Origin of the sequence: Streptomyces sp. NPDC005017 (genome assembly GCF_042873115.1) — a bacterium.
Classification (GTDB): Bacteria; Actinomycetota; Actinomycetes; order Streptomycetales; family Streptomycetaceae; genus Streptomyces.
This window is the reverse complement of sequence record NZ_JBIALD010000007.1, coordinates 168,067-186,793: the sequence shown is the minus strand read 5'-3', so window position 1 is coordinate 186,793 and position 18,727 is coordinate 168,067. Positions and strand designations below refer to the sequence as shown.

At 70.3% G+C, this 18,727-nt stretch carries 17 protein-coding genes and 1 pseudogene; 16 read left to right on the top strand and 2 right to left on the bottom strand.

The annotated features are described in order from the left end of the window. Window positions 1-101 precede the first annotated feature (101 nt). From dop to prcA, 5 genes are all read left to right on the top strand, one after another. Window positions 102-1,613, top strand: coding sequence for a depupylase/deamidase Dop (gene dop / locus ACFYR0_RS13310; protein WP_389325898.1), 1,512 nt, complete (start codon window positions 102-104; stop codon window positions 1,611-1,613). 197 nt (window positions 1,614-1,810) lie between these two features. After that, window positions 1,811-2,029, top strand: coding sequence for a ubiquitin-like protein Pup (locus tag ACFYR0_RS13305; RefSeq protein WP_285511523.1), 219 nt, complete (start codon window positions 1,811-1,813; stop codon window positions 2,027-2,029). 43 nt (window positions 2,030-2,072) lie between these two features. Then, a complete protein-coding gene (locus ACFYR0_RS13300; protein WP_389325895.1) occupies window positions 2,073-2,678 on the top strand; it encodes an endonuclease VII domain-containing protein in 606 nt (201 codons plus the stop codon). Next, complete coding sequence (gene prcB / locus ACFYR0_RS13295) at window positions 2,630-3,475, top strand: proteasome subunit beta (RefSeq protein WP_389325892.1); 846 nt, start codon at window positions 2,630-2,632, stop codon at window positions 3,473-3,475. Before ACFYR0_RS13300 ends, prcB begins: the two co-directional genes overlap by 49 nt. Before the next feature lie 58 nt (window positions 3,476-3,533). After that, window positions 3,534-4,283, top strand: a complete 750-nt coding sequence (prcA, locus tag ACFYR0_RS13290) for a proteasome subunit alpha (protein WP_389325889.1) — start codon at window positions 3,534-3,536, stop codon at window positions 4,281-4,283. A 114-nt stretch (window positions 4,284-4,397) separates the two neighbouring features. Here prcA and ACFYR0_RS13285 read toward each other — a convergent pair whose 3' ends face one another. After that, the gene (locus tag ACFYR0_RS13285) at window positions 4,398-5,414 is read right to left on the bottom strand and encodes a LacI family DNA-binding transcriptional regulator (RefSeq protein WP_389325886.1); all 1,017 of its coding nucleotides are present in this window, start codon (window positions 5,412-5,414) and stop codon (window positions 4,398-4,400) included. 140 nt (window positions 5,415-5,554) lie between these two features. Here ACFYR0_RS13285 and ACFYR0_RS13280 point away from each other — a divergent pair, with 140 nt between their 5' ends. The 11 genes from ACFYR0_RS13280 to ACFYR0_RS13230 all read left to right on the top strand — a co-directional run bounded on the left by ACFYR0_RS13280 (window position 5,555) and on the right by ACFYR0_RS13230 (window position 17,407). Continuing rightward, complete coding sequence (locus ACFYR0_RS13280) at window positions 5,555-6,814, top strand: MFS transporter (RefSeq protein ID WP_386377092.1); 1,260 nt, start codon at window positions 5,555-5,557, stop codon at window positions 6,812-6,814. Between the two features lie 9 nt (window positions 6,815-6,823). Next, window positions 6,824-8,185: a Pup--protein ligase gene (gene pafA, locus ACFYR0_RS13275; protein ID WP_386377093.1), complete on the top strand. Its 1,362-nt coding sequence runs from the start codon at window positions 6,824-6,826 to the stop codon at window positions 8,183-8,185. A 128-nt stretch (window positions 8,186-8,313) separates the two neighbouring features. Beyond that, a complete protein-coding gene (locus ACFYR0_RS13270; protein ID WP_389325882.1) occupies window positions 8,314-9,318 on the top strand; it encodes an FKBP-type peptidyl-prolyl cis-trans isomerase in 1,005 nt (334 codons plus the stop codon). 88 nt (window positions 9,319-9,406) lie between these two features. Continuing rightward, window positions 9,407-9,778 carry an FKBP-type peptidyl-prolyl cis-trans isomerase gene (locus ACFYR0_RS13265; protein WP_386377095.1) on the top strand — a complete coding sequence of 124 codons (372 nt, stop codon included), beginning with the start codon at window positions 9,407-9,409 and terminating at the stop codon, window positions 9,776-9,778. 188 nt (window positions 9,779-9,966) lie between these two features. Further along, entirely contained in the window at window positions 9,967-10,944 is a 978-nt protein-coding gene (locus ACFYR0_RS13260; RefSeq protein ID WP_389325879.1) for a helix-turn-helix transcriptional regulator, read from the top strand. Window positions 10,945-10,962: 18 nt separating this feature from the next. After that, on the top strand, window positions 10,963-12,060 hold the full coding sequence (locus tag ACFYR0_RS13255; RefSeq protein ID WP_389325876.1) for a helix-turn-helix transcriptional regulator: 1,098 nt from the start codon (window positions 10,963-10,965) through the stop codon (window positions 12,058-12,060). Next, window positions 12,057-12,347, top strand: a complete 291-nt coding sequence (locus ACFYR0_RS13250; RefSeq protein WP_386377098.1) for a hypothetical protein — start codon at window positions 12,057-12,059, stop codon at window positions 12,345-12,347. Before ACFYR0_RS13255 ends, ACFYR0_RS13250 begins: the two co-directional genes overlap by 4 nt. Window positions 12,348-12,532: 185 nt before the next feature. Further along, window positions 12,533-12,727: a hypothetical protein gene (locus ACFYR0_RS13245; RefSeq protein ID WP_386377099.1), complete on the top strand. Its 195-nt coding sequence runs from the start codon at window positions 12,533-12,535 to the stop codon at window positions 12,725-12,727. A 258-nt stretch (window positions 12,728-12,985) separates the two neighbouring features. Further along, a complete protein-coding gene (tatA, locus tag ACFYR0_RS13240; protein ID WP_389325872.1) occupies window positions 12,986-13,273 on the top strand; it encodes a Sec-independent protein translocase subunit TatA in 288 nt (95 codons plus the stop codon). Between the two features lie 47 nt (window positions 13,274-13,320). Continuing rightward, entirely contained in the window at window positions 13,321-14,268 is a 948-nt protein-coding gene (tatC, locus tag ACFYR0_RS13235) for a twin-arginine translocase subunit TatC (protein WP_389325869.1), read from the top strand. Between the two features lie 289 nt (window positions 14,269-14,557). Then, entirely contained in the window at window positions 14,558-17,407 is a 2,850-nt protein-coding gene (locus ACFYR0_RS13230; protein WP_389325866.1) for a DEAD/DEAH box helicase, read from the top strand. 58 nt (window positions 17,408-17,465) lie between these two features. Here the strand turns inward: ACFYR0_RS13230 and atzF are convergent. Next, a pseudogene (gene atzF / locus ACFYR0_RS13225) lies at window positions 17,466-18,719 on the bottom strand (allophanate hydrolase); the annotation flags it as partial. Between the last annotated feature and the right edge of the window lie 8 nt (window positions 18,720-18,727).

Below are 18,727 nucleotides of genomic sequence, written 5' to 3'. Positions count from 1 at the left end.
GAGTCGCGCAGTGCGGGGACGGGCACCGCACACGCAACCCAGCGCCAGCGGTACGTGAGCGGCGCCCACGACCGAGGACGCCGCCGGGCAAGGAGGGCCGCATGACCGTACGGCGAGTAATGGGCATCGAGACGGAGTACGGCATCTCCGTCCCCGGCCACCCCAACGCCAATGCCATGCTCACCTCGTCCCAGATCGTCAACGCCTACGCCGCGGCGATGCACCGGGCCCGCCGGGCCCGCTGGGATTTCGAGGAGGAGAACCCGCTCCGTGACGCGCGAGGCTTCGACCTCGCCCGCGAAGCCGCCGACTCCAGCCAGCTCACCGACGAGGACATCGGCCTGGCCAACGTCATCCTCACCAACGGCGCCCGGCTCTACGTCGACCACGCCCACCCCGAATACAGCGCCCCCGAGGTCACCAACCCCCGCGACGCCGTCCTCTGGGACAAGGCCGGCGAACGCATCATGGCCGAGGCCGCCGAACGCGCCGCCGCACTCCCCGGCGCCCAGCCCATCCACCTCTACAAGAACAACACCGACAACAAGGGCGCCTCCTACGGCACGCACGAGAACTACCTGATGAAGCGGGAAACCGCCTTCTCCGACATCGTGCGCCACCTCACGCCCTTCTTCGTCAGCCGCCAGGTCTTCGCCGGAGCCGGCCGCGTCGGCATCGGCCAGGACGGCCACGAACACGGCTTCCAGCTCAGCCAGCGCGCCGACTACTTCGAGGTCGAGGTCGGACTGGAGACCACCCTCAAACGCCCCATCATCAACACCCGCGACGAACCCCACGCCGACGCCGAGAAGTACCGCCGCCTGCACGTGATCATCGGCGACGCCAACCTCTCCGAGATCTCGACCTACCTCAAGCTGGGCACCACCGCCCTCGTCCTGTCGATGATCGAGGACGGCTTCATCGCCGTCGACCTCGCCGTGGACCAGCCCGTCCGCACCCTCCACCAGGTCAGCCACGACCCCTCGCTCAAGCGACTCGTCACCCTCCGCAGCGGCCGGACCCTCACCGCCGTACAACTCCAGATGGAGTACTTCGAACTCTCCCGCAAGTACGTCGAGGAACGCTTCGGCGCCGACGCCGACGACCAGACCAAGGACGTCCTCGCCCGCTGGGAGGACACCCTCACCCGCCTCGAGAACGACCCCATGAGCCTCGCCGGCGAACTCGACTGGGTCGCCAAACGCGAACTCATGGAGGGCTACCGCCGCCGCGACGGCCTCGACTGGGACGCCGCCCGCCTCCACCTCGTCGACCTCCAGTACGCCGACGTACGCGCCGAGAAGGGCCTCTACAACCGCCTCGCCGCCCGCGGCCGCATGAAACGCCTCCTGGACGAGACGGAGGTCGAGCGGGCCAGGACCTCGCCGCCCGAGGACACCCGCGCCTACTTCCGGGGCCGCTGCCTCGACCAGTACGCCGACGACGTGGCCGCGGCCTCCTGGGACTCGGTAATCTTCGACCTCCCCGGCCGCGACTCCCTCCAGCGCGTCCCAACCCTGGAACCGCTACGCGGAACGCGAAATCACGTCAAGGAGCTCCTGGACCGCTGCCGCACCGCGGAAGAGCTGGTCAGGGTGCTCTCGGGCAACTGAAACACCGGTCGAGCACCACTGGACCGGACCCCGCGACCGGGGTGGAAATCCCGGCGCGAGGGAATCATCGAGATGGCCCCGGAACGTTGGACAAACGCGGGGCCGATGTCGGACCCGGCTTGTAGGGTCTGATCATCACCGATCGGCAGCAAAGCCGAACTGCCGACCATGTCGGGCAACAGAGCGGGGTGAGGGTTATGGCGACCAAGGACACCGGCGGCGGCCAGCAGAAGGCCACGCGCTCTACTGAAGAGGTCGAGGAGCAGGCGACGGAGGCACAGGCCTCCGAGGACCTCAAGGAGCGCCACGAGAAGCTGAGCGACGACGTGGACTCCGTTCTCGACGAAATCGATGACGTACTCGAGGAAAATGCCGAGGATTTCGTTCGAAGCTTCGTGCAAAAAGGTGGCGAGTAAAGGCTATCGGGTCACTTTGCCTTCGAAGTGAAGGTGGCGGGGGATGGCTGACGAAACGCCCGACAAGCCGTGCGGTGGCTGCGGGCGGAGCCTGCCGCTCAGTGCGTTCGCGCGCGACAGGAATCGACGGGATGGCCTTCAGACGCGGTGCCGGGAGTGCGTGGCGGAGTACAGCGCCCGGCACTACCGGCGCCGCCGGGAGGCCATCGGCAAGCCCGTGCGGGAAAGGGTCGACGTCCCGCCCGGGCACAAGCTCTGCCGGACGTGCGGCGAGGTGAAGCCGCACAGTGAGTGGCATCGCAATGCGAGTGCGTCCGACGGTCTGTCCACGCGCTGCAAGGCGTGCCGCGCCGTCCAGGGGCGGCAAGGTCATCTGAAGCGTCAGTACGGCATGACGGAAGCCGAGCGGGAGGAGCTGCTCGCCTCCCAAGGGGGCGTCTGCTGTATCTGTCTGGCGGCTCTCCCGGAACATGTGGATCACTGCCACAAGACGGGTAGGGTCCGAGGCGTACTGTGCTTCAGCTGTAATGCCGCGCTGGGGCAGTTCAAGGATCGGCCCGACGTCATGAGGCGGGCTGCAGCATATGTGGAAGGAATCGCGTGGAAGCCAACACTCGTAGCACCGGGCGTCTACCAGCTGCCTTCCTGACGCCTGGGTCCTCCTCGTTCATGGACTTCCTCTCCGAGCACCAGCCGGAGCTGCTGCCGGGGAAGAGGCAACTGCCGCCCGTGAAGGGCGTGGTCGAGGCGCCGCACGGGACCACGATCGTCGGGGTCACGTTCCCCGGCGGGGTGGTGCTCGCCGGCGACCGGCGGGCGACCATGGGGAACATGATCGCTCAGCGGGACATCGAGAAGGTGTTCCCGGCGGACGAGTACTCGGCGGTGGGCATCGCCGGCACGGCCGGTCTGGCCGTGGAGATGGTGAAGCTGTTCCAGCTGGAGCTGGAGCACTTCGAGAAGGTCGAGGGCGCGCAGCTGTCGCTGGAGGGCAAGGCGAACCGGCTGTCGACGATGATCCGGTCGAATCTGGGCATGGCGATGCAGGGTCTGGCCGTGGTGCCGCTGTTCGCCGGGTTCGACGTGGACCGGGGCAAGGGGCGGATCTTCTCGTACGACGTGACGGGTGGGCGTTCCGAGGAGCAGGGCTACGCGGCCACGGGTTCGGGTTCGATCTTCGCTCGTGGGGCGATGAAGAAGCTGTTCCGGGACGACCTGAGCGAGGAGCAGGCGACGACGCTGGTCGTGCAGGCGCTGTACGACGCGGCCGACGACGACTCGGCGACGGGTGGCCCCGATGTCGCTCGCCGGATCTATCCGATCATCACAGTGATCACGGAGGACGGTTTCCGCCGGCTGACGGAGGACGAGGCCTCGCAGATCGCGCGTTCGGTGCTGGAGCGTCGGCTTCAGGAGCCGGACGGTCCGCGGGCCGCGCTGCTGTAGCGGGCTGTCGGTTGTGCAAGGTGATCGAGTGATTTCGACAGAAAGGGACGGATAACCGGTGTCGACGCCGTTCTATGTCTCACCTCAGCAGGCGATGGCGGACCGGGCGGAGTATGCCCGTAAGGGCATCGCCCGGGGCCGCAGCCTGGTCGTGCTGCAGTTCGCCGACGGCATCGTGTTCGTCGGTGAGAACCCGTCCCGTGCGCTGCACAAGTTCAGCGAGATCTATGATCGGATCGGTTTCGCGGCCGCCGGTAAGTACAACGAGTACGAGAATCTGCGGATCGGTGGTGTGCGGTACGCCGATCTGCGGGGTTACACCTATGACCGTGACGACGTGACGGCGCGTGGTCTGGCGAATGTGTACGCGCAGACGCTGGGCACGATCTTCTCGAGTGTGGGGGAGAAGCCGTACGAGGTGGAACTGGTGGTGGCCGAGGTCGGCGAGACGCCGGAGTCGGACCAGATCTACCGGTTGCCGCATGACGGGTCGATCGTGGATGAGCACGGTTCGGTGGCGGTCGGTGGCAATGCGGAGCTGATCAGCAACTATCTGGATCAGCGGCATGAGGACGGGATGAGTCTGGCGTCGGCGTTGAAGCTGGCGGTGCAGGCGTTGTCGCGGGAGTCGAACGGTACGCAGCGGGAGATTCCGGCGGAGCGGCTGGAGGTGGCGGTTCTGGACCGTACGCGGCCGCAGAAGCGGAAGTTCCGGCGGATCCAGGGTGGTCGGCTGGAGCGGTTGCTGGAGCAGGAGGGTGCGGCGGTGGAGGAGTCCGAGGAGGAGGGTTCCTCGGAGGAGAGCTGACCGCCTGCCGTACAGACTGTCGTCGGCCGCACTGACCGTCGGCCGTCCTGATGTCGGCCTCGGATGTGTTTCGGGATGCCCCGCGCCTTTGTCAGGCGTGGGGCATCCGGCGTCTCAGGGGCGCGGTGGGGGCGCTGTGGAGGCGCGGACGACGAGTTGGACGGGGATGTCGCCGCGGTCGGCCTGGCGGCCTTCGAGGACGGCGAGGAGGGCGCGCATGCCGTGTTCGCCGAAGAGTTCGGCGTCGAGGCGGACGGTGGTGAGCTCGGGGTCGATGGCGGTGGCGAGGCCGAGGTCGTCGATGCCGGTGACGGAGAGGTCGTCGGGGATGCGCAGGCCGAGGCGGCGGGCGGCTTTGTAGGTGCCGGCGGCGAGGAGGTCGTCGTCGCAGACGACGGCGGTGGGGCGGGGGCCGGGGGCGGCGAGGGCGGTCTCGGCGGCGGTGCGGGCGGCGTCGATGGTGAGGGGGGTGCGGGTGGTGCGCAGGGTGGTGCCGGGGTGGCGGGTGAGGAGGTCGGCGAGTTCTCGGGCGCGGATCTCGAAGGTCCAGGAGGGGATGTCGGCGGCGAGGTGGAGGACGTGGCGGTGGCCGAGGCCGGCGAGGTGGTCGGTGATCTGGCGGATGCCGTCGGTGATGTCGAGGTTGACGGTGGTGGCGCCGTGGCTGCCCTGGGGGTCGCTGTCGAGCATGACGAGGGGGAGCTGGTCGCCGCGCAGGGCGGTGAGGGCGTCGGCGGCCATGGAGGAGGCGATGATGCCGTCGAGGGCGGCCTGGGCGGAGGCGAAGGGGTCGCGGGCGGGGCCGATGCCTTCGGGGGAGGGGTAGAGGACGAGGCCGAAGCCGTGGGCGGCGGCGACGCGGGCGGCGCCGGTGTAGACGCCGGCGAAGAACTCGGTGGTGAGGGCGGGGACGACGAGGAGGACGGTGCGGGTGCGGCCGAGGCGGAGGTTGCGGGCGGCGAGGTTGGGGCGGTAGCCGAGGTCCCGGGCGGCCTGGCGGACGCGGGCGGCGGTGGCTTCGGAGACGCGGCCGCGCCATTTGTCGCCGAGGACGAGGGAGACGGCGGCCTGGGAGACGCCGGCGGCCTGGGCGACGTCGCGGCTGGTGGGGCGTGGGGTGCCGGTTGCCACCGTCCGGGTGCTCCGTTTCTGGGGGTCGTGTGCCGTGTGGCGGGTGGGTGGGGACCTTCGTCGTATGGACGGGTGAACAGCGCACATGGTACGTATGACGGAGGACGTTATACGTAAAACTTCAGCCGGAGAGGCGGATCATGGCCGCGGGGTACCTGGAGATCCTCAGGGCGCGACACGCCGCCCGGCTGCTGGTGGGGACGCTGGTGGGGCGGCTGCCGAACGCCACGGCGGCGATCGCGATCGTGCTGTTCGTGCGGGCCGAGGGCGGCTCGTACAGCCTGGCGGGCGGCCTCGCGGCGGCGTACGGGGTGGCGAACGCGGTGGGCCAGCCGGTGCTGGGGCGGCTGGTGGATCTGCACGGGCAGCCGCGGGTGCAGCTGCCCTCGGCGGTGCTGTCGGCGCTGGCGATGGCGGCCTTCGTGCTGACGGGGCTGGATCCGCTGGCGCTCGCCTACGCGGCGGTGGCGCTGTCGGGTCTGTTCACGCCGCCGCTGGAGGGCGGTCTGCGGGCGCTGTGGCCTTCCGTGCTGCGCCGTGAGGACCAGGTGCACACGGCGTACGCGATGGACGCGGTGGCGCAGGAGGTGATGTTCACGGTCGGCCCGCTGCTGCTGACGCTGGGTGTGTCGGTGTGGTCGGCGCAGGCGGCGGTGCTGGTGCTGAACCTCGTCGGGGTGCTGGGGGCGCTGTCGGTGGTGCTGTCGGGGCCTTCGCGGGCGTGGCGTTCGGCGCCGCGGGAGGCGCACTGGCTGGGCGCGCTGCGTTCGCCGGGGCTGCTGGCGCTGCTGGGGGCGTTCCTGTTCGTGGGGGTGGCGCTGGGGTCCATCACGGTGGCGGCGATGTCGTACGCGGACGGGCACGGTGGTGACGCGGTGTACGGCTGGCTGATGGCGGCGCTCGGGCTGGGTGCGCTGCTGGGTGGCGCGGTGTACGGGGCGCGGCGGTGGGCGGGTGCGCCGGAGCGGCGACTGCGGGTGCTGGTGGGGCTGCTGGCGGTGTGTTATCTGCCGTTGATGCTGATGCCGGGTGCGGTGGCGATGACGGGGCTGGCGGCGGTGTCGGGTGTGTTTCTGGCGCCGGCGATCGCGTGTGCGTTCGTGATCGTGGACCGGCATGCGCCGAGGGGGACGGTGACGGAGGCGTTCTCGTGGCTGGTGACGACGTTCACGGTGGGTGCGTCGGTGGGTACGGGGCTCGCGGGGCCGGTCGTGGAGTGGGGCGGGACGGTGTGGGGGTTCGCGGTTCCGGGGGTCGCGGGGGCGGTGTCGTTGCTGGTCCTGGTGGCGACGGGGCGGGTCCTCGCAGCTCCGGCGCGGGGTGGGGTCGTTGCGGCTTCATCGGAAAATGATCCAGATCGTGCTGCCGAACCCCGTTTCAGTTCAGGGGATCGGGCGTAATGTTCAGTCATGGACCGCCGCATTTTCGGGCTGGAGAACGAGTACGGCGTCACGTGCACGTTCAGGGGACAGCGCCGTCTGTCGCCTGACGAGGTGGCTCGGTACCTCTTCCGCCGTGTCGTGTCATGGGGCCGCAGTAGCAATGTGTTTCTGCGGAACGGCGCTCGTCTCTATCTGGACGTGGGGTCACACCCGGAATACGCGACACCCGAGTGTGACAATGTGACCGAACTGGTCACTCACGACAAGGCCGGGGAGCGCATTCTCGAAGGACTTCTGGTGGACGCGGAACGACGCCTGCACGAGGAAGGAATCGCGGGCGACGTCTACCTGTTCAAGAACAACACCGACTCGGCGGGTAACTCCTACGGGTGCCACGAGAACTATCTGGTGGCCCGGCACGGGGAGTTCTCCCGGCTGGCGGACATTCTCATTCCGTTCCTGGTGACGCGCCAGTTGTTGTGCGGCGCGGGCAAGGTGCTGCAGACGCCGCGTGGTGCGGTGTACTGCGTGAGCCAGCGGGCGGAGCACATCTGGGAGGGCGTGTCGTCGGCGACGACGCGTTCCCGGCCGATCATCAACACCCGTGACGAGCCGCACGCGGACGCGGAGCGGTACCGCCGGCTGCATGTCATCGTGGGCGACTCGAACATGTCCGAGACGACGATGCTGCTGAAGGTCGGTGCGACCGATCTGGTGCTGCGCATGATCGAGGCGGGCACGGTGATGCGGGATCTGACGCTGGAGAACCCGATCCGGGCGATCCGTGAGGTCAGTCATGACATCACGGGCCGGCGCAAGGTGCGTCTGGCGAGCGGCCGGGAGGCGTCGGCGCTGGAGGTGCAGCGCGAGTACTTCGAGAAGGCCGTGGACTTCTGCGAGCGGCGTGGCATCCGTACCGGCACGGTGGAGCAGGTGCTGGAGCTGTGGGGCCGCACGCTGGACTCGATCGAGAGTGAGGATCTGGACCGGATCGGCACCGAGATCGACTGGGTGATGAAGTACAAGCTCATCGAGCGGTACCGGGCGAAGAACAACATGACGATGTCGCATCCGAGGGTGGCGCAGATAGACCTCGCGTACCACGACATCCACCGTCGTCGCGGGCTGTACTACCTGCTGGAGCGCAAGGGCCAAGCGGCGCGGATCTGCAACGACTTGAAGATCTTCGAGGGCAAGTCGGTTCCGCCGCAGACGACTCGGGCGCGGCTGCGGGGCGACTTCATCCGCCGGGCTCAGGAGCAGCGCCGTGACTTCACGGTGGACTGGGTGCACCTGAAGCTGAACGACCAGGCGCAGCGCACGGTGTTGTGCAAGGACCCGTTCCGTTCGGTGGACGACCGGGTGGAGAAGCTGATCGCCGGGATGTGAGTGAGGGGTTCCGGTTGGTGCCGGAACGCCACACGGGCGCCGTACGTTCCTCGTACGGCGCCCTTCTCACGCCGTAGAGTTGCGCGCACGCCCATCCGGAAGATCGATTCGATTACGAGGCCCCCACCGTGCGCCGACGCTCTCTCATCCTTGCCGCTGTTCCCGCGGGACTGGTCACACTCGCCGGTTGTGGTGACGGCAAGTCCGATTCGGGCAAGGAGAGCGCCAGCCCGTCGCCGTCCGATCCGGGGGCGCCGAAGACCTCGGCGCCGAAGATCGTGGACGGTCCGCTGCCGGCGATCACGGCGGGTGTGAAGTTCGACGAGAAGCCCACGGTGGCGAAGGGGCCGGGTGAGCCGTCGGACCAGCTGGCGGTGAAGACGGTGATCGCGGGCGGTGGCCAGACGGTCGCGGAGAACGACTACATCCAGGCGAACTACCTGGGTCAGATCTGGTCCACGGCGAAGGTCTTCGACAACTCCTACGACCGTGGGACACCGCTGGTGATCCAGCTGGCGCAGGGCAGCATCATCGACGGCTGGCGGTACGCCCTGCCGGGCAGGAAGGCGGGCAGCCGGGTGCTGATGGCGGTGCCGCCGACCTGGGGTTACGGCAAGCAGGGCAATGCGCAGGCGGGCATCAAGGGCACGGACACGCTGGTGTTCGTGGTGGACATCCAGGCGACGTTCAACGCGAAGAGCTCCGCCAAGGGCGAGGACGTGGCGCAGGACGACGCGGCGCTGCCGAAGGTGGGGACGAACACGGACGGCAAGGCGCCGTCGATCGAGGTGCCCGAGTCGGACGCGCCGAAGAAGCTCGTGGCGAACTACGTCATCGAGGGTGACGGCGCGGAGGTCGGTGCCGAGGACGCGGTGCTGGTGCAGTACAAGGGTGTGCAGTGGTCGAACGGCAAGGAGTTCGACTCCACGTACAGCCGTCAGGCTCTGACGTCGTTCTCGCTGCAGCAGGTGGTGAAGGGCTGGTCGCAGGGGCTGACGGGCAAGAAGGTGGGCAGCCGGGTGCTGATCGTGATCCCGCCGGAGCTGGGGTACGGCGACAACCCGCCGCAGGGCAGTGGGATCGAGAAGGGTGCGACGCTGGTGTTCTCGGTCGACATCCTCGCCAAGATGTGATGTCGCGGCCCCCGTCGCGGGCGTCCTGCCTCGCGGGATGAAAGACTGGGCGGGTTGCTGTGTTCGTAGACAAGCAGGAGCTTTTGACGTGAGCATCGACAAGCCCGAGGTCGACTTCCCGGGCGGCGAGCCCCCGAAGGACCTTGAGATCAAGGACCTGTGGGAGGGCGACGGCCCGGAGGCGAAGGCGGGCGACAGTGTCGCCGTGCACTACGTGGGCGTCGCCTTCTCCACGGGTGAGGAGTTCGACGCGTCCTGGAACCGTGGCACTCCGCTGCGTTTCCAGCTCGGTGTCGGCCAGGTCATCCCCGGCTGGGACAAGGGTGTGCAGGGCATGAAGGTCGGCGGCCGCCGTCAGCTGATCATCCCGCCGCACCTGGCGTACGGCGACCGTGGTGCCGGTGGCAAGATCGGGCCCGGCGAGACGCTGATCTTCGTCTGCGACCTGGTCTCGGTCTGATCGTCGTACCGGAGTTCTGATGAGTCCGGTCGTGGTGCGGTCGTCGTACGACGAGTGCGCCTGACCCGACCGGAGTCGATCACCTGGGGTCCATGCCTGTCCGGGCATGGGCCCTCGGCTTTTGCCGGGGGACCGCGGGGCGGTACGGTCATCGGTCGGAAGCACCAAAAAGAAGGCGAAGGGCGTCGATGGCCATTGCCAAGGCCGAGCGGCTGATGAACCTGGCGCTGTGTCTGCTCGGGACGCGGCGGCCGCTCAGCAAGCGTGAGCTGCGGGACTCCATCGAGGCCTATGTCGAGGCCTTCCGGCCGGAGACGGGCGCGGCGGGCAGCGAGGACTCCTTCAACCGCATGTTCGAGCGGGACAAGGACGACCTGCGCGAGCTGGGCCTGGTCATCGAGACGGTGGAGAACCTCGACGGTGAGGTCGGCTATCTCGCCCGCCGCGACTCCAACCGGCTGCCGCCCATCACCCTGGACGCCGAGGAGGCCGCGGCCCTCGGGCTCGCGGCCAAGGTGTGGCAGCAGGCACGCCTCGCCGGCGCGGCCAGCGGCGCACTGCAGAAGCTGCGCGCGGCGGGCCTGCCCGAGGACGTCGACCCCTATGAGGCGCACGGCGCGCTGGAACCGCGCATCCCCGTGCACGAGGCGGCCTTCGAGCCGCTGATGCTGGCCTGCCGCGACCGCCGCCCGGTCGTCTTCGAGTACCGCAAGGCCAACGCCGCCCAGCCCGAGACCCGTCAGGTGGAGCCGTGGGCGCTGGAGTGCTGGCGCGGCCACTGGTATCTGGCCGGCTTCGACCGGGACCGCGGCGCCGAGCGGGTATTCAGGCTGTCGCGGATCACCGGCCGGGTCCGCAGCCGTGCCGCCCGCTTCACCGCGCCCGTGCCGGACGTGGTCACCGTCCGGGAGACCGTCGCGAGCTGGGCGGGGGAGACCGCCGACCGCAGCGCGCTGATCCGGCTGCGTCAGGGGGCCGGGTACCCCCTTCGGGCGAAGGCCACGGCCGTGCGGGAACTCGGGGACGGCTGGGACGAGTTGGAGATTCCGTACGGGCACGGGCTCGATGCCTGGCTGGTGGAGTTCGGTCCGGACGTGGTGGTGCTGGAGCCCGCCGAGCTGCGGGCCGATGTCGTGGACCGGCTGCGTGCCGTGGCCAAGGGCTGAGGGGGAGCGGGCAAGAACGTGGCAGGCAAACCGGTCAGGCCCACGAACGCCATCGACCAGACACGGCGGATGCTGTCGCTGGTGACGTATCTGCGGGAACGTCCCGGCGCACGCGTGGAGGACGTCGCGCGCGCCTTCGGCATCACCGAGGACGAACTGGTCTCCGACCTCGACGTGCTGCCGATGTGCGGCACCAGTTTCCGCGGCGGCGACCTGCTCGACATCGACACCGACGGCGAGCGGATCTGGTGGCACAACCCTGCCGCGCTCGGCGCGGACGCCGCCGAGCCGCTGCGGCTGGCCGCCGACGAGGCGACCGCGCTGCTGGTGGCCGCGCGCGCGGTGGCCACGCTGCCGGGGCTGCGCGAGAGCGACCGGCAGGCGCTGTTGCGGGCCACCGCCAAGGTGGAGGCCGCGGCCGGCGAGGTGGCGGGCGCGAGTTCCCGGCTGTCGGTGACCTTCGAGTCCGAGGGCGGTGTCTTCGCCGACGTCGACCGGGCCATCTCCGAGCGGCGTCGGCTGTGGATCCGCTACTACTCCCCGGCGCGCGACGAGGTCACCGAGCGCGAGATCGACCCGATCCGTCTGGTCAGCGTCGGTCACACCTATGTGGAGGCGTGGTGCCGCCGCTCGGAGGCGCGCCGCACCTTCCGCCTGGACCGGGTCGCGGAGATCCGCATCCTCGACGAGCCGTCGGCGCCGCCGGAGATCGAGCTGCGCGACCTGTCCGAGGCGCTGGTGCAGCCCGCCGCCGAGGACCCGGAGGTAGTGGTCGAGGTCGGTCCGGGCGGGCGCTGGGTCGCCGAGTACTACCCGCACGACAGCGCCGAGGAACTACCCGACGGCGGTCTGCGCATCACCCTGCGCACCCCCGACCCGGCCTCCCTCAAGAGGCTGGCCCTGCGCCTGGGCGCCGACGGCCGCATCCTCGCGCCGGCCGACCTCGCCGACAGCGCCCGCCGCGCGGCCGCCGAGGCCCTCGCGGCCTACGAGGGGCTGGAGGCGCGGGACGGTCTCGGCGCGGCCGACGTACCGCGCCCGGCCGCCGGGCGCGGTGCAGGCGAAGGTGAGCGTTTCTCCGGCGAGTCCTTCGACAGGCAGGAGCAGCAGCTTTGAGCGAGTCGATGTCCTCCGGAGTCATGGGCATGTCGGTGGCGGCCGCGTTCGCCGGGATGAGGAACGTGGCGCCGGTGATGTTCCGGGCCGGCTGCCCCGACTGCCGGGGCCTCTTCGAGCTCGGAGCCGGTGCCCTGCGCCTGGCCATCGGCGCCTCCAGCCGCACCACCTTCTACTCCTTCACCTGCCCGGACTGCGGGGCGGCGGTGCGCAAGCCCGCGGGCGAGCGGATCGTGGAGCTGCTGACCGGCGGCGGCGTGCGGACGCTGCGGCTGCACACGCCCTAGGGGCCTGTCCGGGGCGGACGACTCCGTCGAAGCGCGGCCGGGGACCACGGTTACGGGCGGCCCTGGCCGACGGGGAGACCCCCGGCCTCCCGGCCTCCCGGCCTCCCGGGCCCCGGTCTCGACGTCCGGTCGGCGGGAAGGCCCTGGCTCACGGGGAAGCCCCGGGACCCTCTAATCTCGACGTCATGTTCTGGCCGATGTTCGCGGTTGTGGTGGGTTTCCTCGGTGTCGTCGTCCTCGGGGTGCTCGCGGTGCGGGTGTTCCTGGAGGCGCAGCGACTGGGCAGACAGGTCACCGAGTCCGCGCGGCGTATCGGACAGGCCGCCGAGGACCTGGAGCAGGTGGCGGTGCGCACGGCGCGCGCTGTCGACTCGCTGTGAGGGACGCCGAGCGCGGCTGTGAGTCGCGGCGCTGTACGCGTTTTGGGCGGTATCGCCCTGTCGAGGCTCGAGGCGCGGACGGTACGCTGCTGGTCGCGGCCCGACGAACGAGGCCCGGACCGCGAACCGGGAGTACGCACGGGGATTGCCTGAGGTTCACCCCCGAGCGTTACGATCGCTGACAAGGCGATCGTTCGGACATTTGTCCGATCGGTCGGGCAAGCGCCTACCCATACGCCTCGGTGAGAAGGTAAAGATATGTTCGGCGGCAAGATCGGCCCCCTTGAGATCACCCTGATCCTCGTCATCATCCTGCTGCTGTTCGGCGCCAAGAAGCTTCCGGACATGGCCCGCTCCCTCGGCAAGTCCGCCCGCATCCTCAAGAGCGAGGCGAAGGCGATGAAGGAGGACGGCAAGGCCAGCGCGCCGGCCGACCCGCCGCACCCCGACGAGCAGGCCCCCGCGCAGCGTGTCATCCAGGCCTCTCCCGGCGACGTGAGCAGCTCCCGCCCGGTCAACGAGCCGACGGACTCCACCAAGCGCTGACGCGGGGCCGGTGACCTCCGGCCCGCCGTACGAGATGGGAACGTGGGTTGCTGAAGCCTGCCTTCAAAACGGAGAAGGACCCCGAGGGGCGGATGCCCCTCGCGGAGCACTTGCGTGAGCTTCGCAACCGGCTCGCCAAGGCAGTGCTGGCCATCGTCGTCGTCACCGTCGTGGCCGCCTTCTTCTACAACGAGATCATCGACTTCTTCACCAAGCCGGTCCTGGACTCGGTCGGGTGTCCCGACTCGTTCAGCGAGCTCGCGAAGGAGAAGGGGGACAGCCCCTGCGCGCAGATCACGATCAACGGTCTGCTGGCGCCCTTCACCCTGGCCCTGAAGGTGTCCCTGATGGCCGGCGTCGTGCTCGCCTCGCCGGTGTGGCTGTACCAGCTGTGGGCCTTCGTCGCCCCGGGACTGCACCGCCACGAGAAGAAGTACGCGTACGCGTTCGTCTGCACCGGTGTGCCGCTGTTCTTCGCGGGCGCCTACTTCGCCTACTCGGTGCTGCCCACGACCGCGAACGTGCTGATCGAGTTCACGCCCTTCGGCGTCGACAACCTGCTGCCGCTGGACGACCTGCTGGACCTCGTCACCCGCATGGTCATCGTCTTCGGACTCTCCTTCGAGCTGCCGCTGCTGCTGGTGATGCTGAACCTCACCGGAGCGATCACCGGCAAGCGCATGCTCGGCTGGTGGCGCGGCATGATCCTCGGCATCACGGTCTTCGCCGCCATCGCGACGCCGAGCACCGACCCGCTGTCGATGCTGGCGCTGGCCGGACCGATCTGGGTGCTCTACTTTGCCGCCACGGGCATCTCGCTCCTCAACGACCGGCGCAAGCGTGTGCGCGAGGCCATGGGCCCCGGCGACGACGAGGCCTCCGACCTCGACCTCACCCCCGAGGACATCGGCCGGGTGGAGTCGGTCAACGCCAGCCGTACGCTGCCCGAGCAGACCACCACGGAACGCGCCAACGGCTACGACGACGTCACCTGATCCCGTGCGGGCCGCGACCGCGGCCCCCGGATCGGCCCACCGCGGCACGCGGCCGGGGCGCCCGCGCGGCGCCACCGGCCGCGTTCGCGTTTCCGGCCCTCCTCACCTCCGCGCCCGAGCCCGGGGCCGAGCCCCTGCCCGCGCCGCTCTCCGCTGCCGCGGCGCGCGTTTCCGGCCGGTGAACATATCGGGCCGTCGGTCCGCAGCCGATGCGCGCCTCGGGTCGGCGCGCCGGTCGTACGGCCCTGAGCTGCGAAGATCGCCGGGGGCCGGTCATCGGATCCGGTTAATGATCGTCCTGTTGTCAGTGCGGACCGGTACGCTCGAAAGCACGATGACAGAGGACCTCTCACCGGCCCAGCGGTACGCGGAAGCCCGCAAGCGTGCTGCCGAGCAGGCCACCGCGCTCGCCTCGTTCCGCGAGATGTACGACTTCGGCCTCGACCCCTTCCAGATAGAGGCCTGCCAGGCGCTCGAAGCGGGCAAGGGCGTCCTGGTGGCCGCTCCCACCGGCTCCGGCAAGACGATCGTGGGCGAGTTCGCCGTCCACCTCGCCCTCCAGCAGGGCAAGAAGTGCTTCTACACGACACCCATCAAGGCGCTGTCGAACCAGAAGTACTCCGATCTGTGCCGCCGCTACGGCGCGGACCGGGTCGGCCTGCTCACCGGCGACAACAGCGTCAACTCCGAGGCCCCGGTGGTCGTCATGACCACCGAGGTCCTGCGGAACATGCTGTACGCCGGATCGCAGACCCTGCTCGGCCTCGGCCATGTGGTCATGGACGAGGTGCACTACCTCTCCGACCGCTTCCGCGGTGCCGTGTGGGAAGAGGTGATCATCCACCTGCCCGAGTCGGTGACGCTGGTGTCCCTGTCGGCGACCGTGTCCAACGCCGAGGAGTTCGGCGACTGGCTGGACACCGTCCGCGGCGACACCGAGGTCATCGTCTCCGAGCACCGGCCCGTCCCGCTGTTCCAGCATGTCCTCGCCGGACGCCGGATGTACGACCTGTTCGAGGAGGGCGAGGGCCACCGCAAGGCCGTCAACCCCGACCTGACCCGCATGGCCCGCATGGAGGCCAGCCGGCCCTCCTACCAGGACCGCAGACGGGGCCGGGCCATGCGCGAGGCCGATCGCGAGCGCGAGCGCCGTCAGCGTTCCCGCGTGTGGACGCCGGGCCGGCCGGAGGTCATCGAGCGCCTCGACGCCGAAGGCCTGCTGCCCGCCATCACCTTCATCTTCAGCCGCGCCGCCTGCGAGGCCGCCGTGCAGCAGTGCCTGTACGCGGGTCTGCGGCTCAACGACGACGAGGCCCGGGAGAAGGTGCGCGCGCTGGTGGAGGAGCGCACCGCCTCCATCCCCACCGAGGACCTGCACGTCCTCGGCTACTACGAGTGGCTGGAGGGCCTGGAGCGCGGGATCGCCGCCCACCACGCGGGCATGCTGCCGACCTTCAAGGAGGTCGTGGAGGAGCTGTTCGTGCGCGGTCTGGTCAAGGCCGTCTTCGCCACCGAGACGCTCGCGCTGGGCATCAACATGCCCGCCCGGTCCGTGGTGCTGGAGAAGCTCGTCAAGTGGAACGGCGAGCAGCACGCCGACATCACCCCCGGCGAGTACACCCAGCTCACCGGGCGTGCCGGGCGGCGCGGCATCGACGTCGAGGGCCACGCGGTCGTGCTCTGGCAGCGCGGCATGAACCCCGACCATCTGGCGGGCCTCGCGGGCACCCGTACGTATCCGCTGCGCTCCAGCTTCAAGCCGTCGTACAACATGGCGGTCAACCTGGTCGAGCAGTTCGGACGGCACCGTTCGCGCGAGCTGCTGGAGACGTCGTTCGCGCAGTTCCAGGCCGACAAGTCGGTCGTCGGGATCTCCCGGCAGGTGCAGCGCAACGAGGAGGGGCTGGTCGGCTACAAGGAGTCGATGACCTGTCACCTCGGCGACTTCGACGCCTATATGGGGCTGCGCCGCGAGCTGAAGGACCGCGAGACGGAACTGGCCCGGCAGGGCGCGGCCGAGCGGCGCGCGGAGGCCGCCGTAGCCCTGGAGCGGCTCAAGCCCGGTGACGTCATCCACGTCCCGACCGGCAAGTACGCCGGGCTGGCCCTGGTGCTGGACCCCGGGCTGCCCGCGGGGCGGTCCAACGGCCATCGCGGCTTCGACCACCACGACGGCCCGCGCCCCCTGGTGCTGACCGCCGAGCGGCAGGTCAAGCGGCTGGCCTCCATCGACTTCCCGGTCCCCGTGGAGGCGCTGGAGCGGATGCGCATCCCCAAGTCGTTCAACCCGCGCTCCCCGCAGTCCCGTCGTGACCTCGCCACCGCGCTGCGCACCAAGGCCGGGCACATCGTCCCCGACCGGCACCGCAAGCGGCGCTCCCAGGCCGCCGACGACCGTGAGATCGCCCGGCTGCGGACCGCGCTGCGGGCGCACCCCTGCCACGGGTGCAACGACCGTGAGGACCACGCCCGCTGGGCCGAGCGCTACCATCGGCTCCAGCGCGACACCTCGCAGCTGGAGCGGCGCATCGAGGGCCGTACCAACACCATCGCCCGTACCTTCGACCGGATCGTCGCGCTGCTGACCGAGCTGGACTATCTGCGGGAGGACGAGGTCACCGAGCACGGCCGGCGGCTGGCCCGGCTGTACGGCGAGCTGGATCTGCTCGCCAGCGAGTGTCTGCGCGCCGGGGTCTGGGAGGGCCTGGACCCGGCGGAGCTCGCCGCCTGTGTGTCCGCGCTGGTGTACGAGGCGCGGGTCGGGGACGACGCGCTCGCCCCGAAGCTGCCCTCCGGCAAGGCCAAGGCGGCGCTCGGCGAGATGGTGCGGATCTGGGGCCGCCTCGACGCGATGGAGGAGGAGTTCCGGATCACCCAGACCGAGGGTGTCGGGCAGCGTGAGCCGGATCTCGGGTTCGCCTGGGCGGCGTACATGTGGGCCTCCGGCAGCGGGCTCGACGAGGTGCTGCGGGAGGCGGAGATGCCCGCGGGTGACTTCGTGCGCTGGTGCAAGCAGGTGATCGACGTGCTGGGGCAGATCCAGGCGGCCGCGCCGCAGGGTTCGAGCGTGGTGAAGGCCTCCCGCAAGGCCGTGGAGGGGCTGCTGCGGGGTGTCGTCGCCTACTCGTCCGTGGGCTGACGTCCGACGACGGCGGGGGCGGGGGCGCCGGTGGTTCCCCGCGCCCCCGGCCGTCTCACAGCAGTGCGGCGATCTCCAGCAGCCTTCGGTCGGTGCCCGCCGGGCCCACCAGCATCACCCCGAAGGGCAGGCCTCCCACCGTGCCCGCCGGGGCGGCCACCGCCGCCATGCCGAACAGGTTGGTGGAGTTGGTGTAGCGGCCCAGGCGGGCGTTGGCGCCCAGGGGGTCCGCCGCCACCTCGGCGAGGGTCGGATGGCCCGGCGTGGTCGGCAGCAGCAGCGCGTCCGCGTCCGCCAGCGCGGTCCGGGCGCGTGTGTGCAGGACGGCCAGTTGGGCCTGGTCGGCGAAGAGACGGTGGGCCGGGACGTCCCGGGCACGGGAGATGATCCCGGCGACCGTGGGGTCGAGCCCCTCACCTCCCGCGGCGGTCACCTTGTCGACAAACGCACCGACCGCGGTGTACCGCTCGGCGACGAACGCGCCCTCGTAGAGCATCGCGGCCGCCTCGGTGAAGGGGGCGAGGTCGATCGTGCGCAGCCGGGCGCCCGCGTCCTCCAGTCGCCGTACGGCAGCCTCGTAGGCCTCGGCCCAGCCCTCGTCGAGTTCGCCGAGCTGTGCGCGGCCGGGGACGGCGATTCGCCACGGTCCCGGGGCGCCCGAAGGCGGCGGGGGCGGGGCGGCCAGCAGGGTGAGCGCCTCGTCCGCCTCCCGCAGGGTGCGGGTGAAGACGGAGACGCAGTCCAGCGAGGCGCAGGCCGGGACCACACCGGTGGTGGGGACCAGCCCACGGGTCGGCTTCAGGCCGACGACACCGTTGAAGGCGGCCGGCACCCGGCCGGAGCCCGCGGTGTCCGTGCCGAGCGCGAGATCGACCAGGCCCAGGGCCACCGCCACGGCCGAGCCGGAGCTGGAGCCGCCGCTGATCCGCTCCGGGTCGTGGGCGCTGCGGACCGCGCCGTACGGGGAGCGGGTGCCGACCAGGCCCGTCGCGAACTGGTCCAGGTTGGTGGTGCCCAGCACCAGCGCGCCGGCCGCCCGCAGCCGGGCCACCGCGGGGGCGTCCGCCGCGGGCTCGTAGGCGTAGGCCGGGCAGCCCGCGGTCGTGGGCAGGCCCGCCACGTCGATGTTGCCCTTCACCGCCAGCAGGCGTCCGGCCAGGGGAAGGTGTTCGCCCGCGGCCGTGCGGGCGTCCAGGGCGCGTGCCTCGGCCTCGACCTCCGTACGGTCGCGCAGGCCGATCCAGATCTCCGGGCGGTCGACGGCCTCGATGCGCGCGTAGGCGGCGTGGACGCGGGAGAGGGTGGTGGACATCGGCTGTT